Origin of the sequence: Flammeovirga aprica JL-4, from assembly GCF_012844305.1 — a bacterium.
Taxonomy (GTDB): Bacteria; Bacteroidota; Bacteroidia; order Cytophagales; family Flammeovirgaceae; genus Flammeovirga; species Flammeovirga aprica.
On the sequence record NZ_JABANE010000239.1, the window covers coordinates 1 to 2886 of the forward strand.

Sequence of the window (2886 nt, forward strand, 5' to 3'; positions counted from 1 at the left end):
CTTCCCTCCGAGGGGCGAAACAGCTTTCTTTCAAGCTGTCGGGATAGTTTGCATGCAGGGCAAACAAAAAGCCACCCTAAATTATCCAAAGGGTGGCTGATAGTAACGTTAATTTTAAAGGCTAGCTATTATTTCGTTTTTGGGGAAGAGTATTAACTATTTATTGGGTATTTATATATTATCAACTTTATATAGATAATAATCAAAGTGAATGTATCACATTTACTATTTTTAATTTTCTAACCTCAATTCTAAAGTGGTTTTAGTTCTTATTTTCTTCTTAGATAGATACTCTGAATTGCTGTAAATTCTTCTAATAATACTTTCTGTTCCAAATGTGTTATCAGTCACTTCCATCACCATATTGGTCTTACTGTTGGCTAATTCAGGGTGTTGTTGCAAGACTTTCTTATTCTTCTGTTTTAATAGCTCAGGTCTTCCTGCACCCAGGATCCAAATATCATCCACAATCACCAAGTAAGTTTCATCATTACCGAATTTTGGATGCGTTACAAGGTAAGTCTCCTTATCAATTTTGGTCAAATAGTCCATCTCATAAGATAAAGTCTGAATCAACAGTTTACCTTTCTCAGCGTTAGGCATTTTAAAGGCCGCCTTAAACTTCAAATCACTCGATTTCTCTTTGTTAAACGCTATAAAACCTGTCTGGAACACTTTTAGAAAGTCATCCCCCATCGTTAAAATCCTCAATTTCATCTCTCCTTCACTTCTCTTCGGTTCTGGAGACAGATGATTGACAATTTTGTCACGTAACCACTCCATATCAAACCCATAAGTCAGCCAACTTGTGGCATCACTAGGGAAATACTGAAGGATTTCTTGGTCGATTTTGACCTTTGGACTTGGAGACGCCTGAGTGGCTAAGTTAGTGATATTGACTTCTTTTTTATTAATGTCCACTCCATACCAGCTTTCCTCCCCCTCACTCACTTGATTCAATGCTTCAAAAGTTTTAAAATACTCGTTCGCACTACTTGCTAAACAAGCACTCAAAAGGTTCTCATCATAGCCTAAAACAACCGATACAGGAATATGTGTCTGATCATTGATGTAAGTAAACACTGGCAAGTGATTAAGCTCCTGAGGGACTTTCACGGCTTTCTTGATATTATTCGGTTGAAGGACATCCTGCTTTTCTTTATTAAATACTGCTGTCATATAAGGTTTTACAAAAGGCAAATCCTCCTGATCCAATGAGTCTACATAACTTCTATAATCACTATAAGAGATTTGATCTGTTGTCACTTCTCTGAAAACTTTTTCACTCAAGGCATTATATGACTTATTGATAAAGCCTTGTTGGTAAAATAACTTAAGCGTCCAATACTCATCTCCTTGATGTAAAAAGCCATAACGGCAATAGGTCCTTGGTTTATTTGGCTCTTTTTCTAAATCAATAAACTGACCTTCTTCCTTTGATATAATAAAGTTCGATTCGTCTATTAATTCGTATATTTTTTTACTTGTAACACCTTCGGATAGTTTAAATCGAACAGTCAACATCACATGAAAGGAATCTACACTATGTGTGTAAACCATCATATCATCTGTGAATTGATTTATCTCCTGTAAGTCTCTAGAAAGTTCCTTCTCTATATTTTGATATTGAGCGACATGTGCAGAATTATAATACATCAAAAAAGTTAGGTCCTTAGACGGAATGTACTCTTGTATAGGGTTATCCTGTGCTTGCACAGCGTAATGTATTATTAAAACAAAAAATAGAGTGATATACTTCTTCACGTAAGATTATTTAATTGGGTAATTAATTAGGTAAGTACTTCGCAAGGTTTTCGTACACTATATGATGAGACTGTGGATAGTGATTTTATTTATTCATTTCCTTGTTAGTACTGATGCAAAAATATAGAGGGGTAAAATACTTTACAAAAGCGATTGATAAATGTAATGATTTAATTAATAAATGAAATTGGAAAGAAGAAATAGCGTAGCCGTTGTTTAAAAATCATCTTGCACTAGCTATCTATTCTTTTAATGCTCCATTAAAAATATCTCCTCAAACTCCCAATGAAGAATGTAATCCATTCAATTCCTATTTACACCTCCTCAGAGTCGCTCTAACACCGTTTTTTCACTTCAACTATAACTTATTCATTAACTAATAAAAAACCGCTTAAAACTCCTCTAGAGGGCTTTTTAACAACAATCTGCTTACAACTCTAACTGATTATTTTATAGTGGTATAAAATAATTAAAGTTTATTTTATAAACATTTTTTTGTTTATTTTTTAATCATTAATTATATTTGAACTGTAAATTCCTATCTCCATTATTGACGTACTTCTAATTACCCACAGTCATTGCACTGTATACTGTAGAATTGAAAATTGATAAAGAGATGGGAGAAATTGAAGAACTGCACTTCGATAGAGAAGGAGAGAAATTTAAAGAAGAGTACTTGGAAGCTACAGGTTTTCCAAGTCCAGCAAAAGACTTTGCGGAAAGCGATATTTCTGCGGATGACATTATAGAAAGGGGATACAATACTTTCTTCTGTAAGATGAGTCGGGATATTCCGGAATGGCGATTGGCAACTGGAGACTTTCTAGTCGTCGCCAAAGGAGAAGATTTAAAATCAGGAGATCTGTTTATCGCTTATATCAATAATGATTTTAGAATTTTCAGAATGGCTAGTGAAGGTTATTGGTCTACACCTTATTCTATTTCTAAAAAAGAAATTAAAGTGTGGGGCAAAGTGACGCACAGTATTGTGAAACTGAAAAGATAAGTTTTTGAGTTAAGAATTAAGAGGGAAGAATGAAGAATGCTTGTGTGTACTTCCCTAAATAGGGTTGACCGTTTTTGTTCAACATTCATTTAATCTCAGCGGACAATTAAGAGCCT

General features: G+C 34.3%; 2 protein-coding genes. One reads left to right on the forward strand and one right to left on the reverse strand.

What is annotated here, in order from left to right; all coding sequences use genetic code 11:
- Positions 1 to 231: 231 nt before the first annotated feature.
- Positions 232 to 1764: a hypothetical protein gene (locus tag HHU12_RS33400; RefSeq protein ID WP_169661058.1), complete on the reverse strand. Its 1533-nt coding sequence runs from the start codon at positions 1762 to 1764 to the stop codon at positions 232 to 234.
- A 616-nt stretch (positions 1765 to 2380) separates the two neighbouring features.
- Between HHU12_RS33400 and HHU12_RS33405 the strand changes: the two genes are divergently transcribed.
- Positions 2381 to 2770 carry a LexA family protein gene (locus HHU12_RS33405; protein ID WP_205960068.1) on the forward strand — a complete coding sequence of 130 codons (390 nt, stop codon included), beginning with the start codon at positions 2381 to 2383 and terminating at the stop codon, positions 2768 to 2770.
- The last annotated feature ends 116 nt before the right edge of the window (positions 2771 to 2886 follow it).

Excerpts from the sequence above, each read along its gene's own strand:
- HHU12_RS33405 (WP_205960068.1), top strand. The coding sequence starts at position 2,381 with ATGGGAGAAATTGAAGAACTGCACTTCGATAGAGAAGGAGAGAAATTT.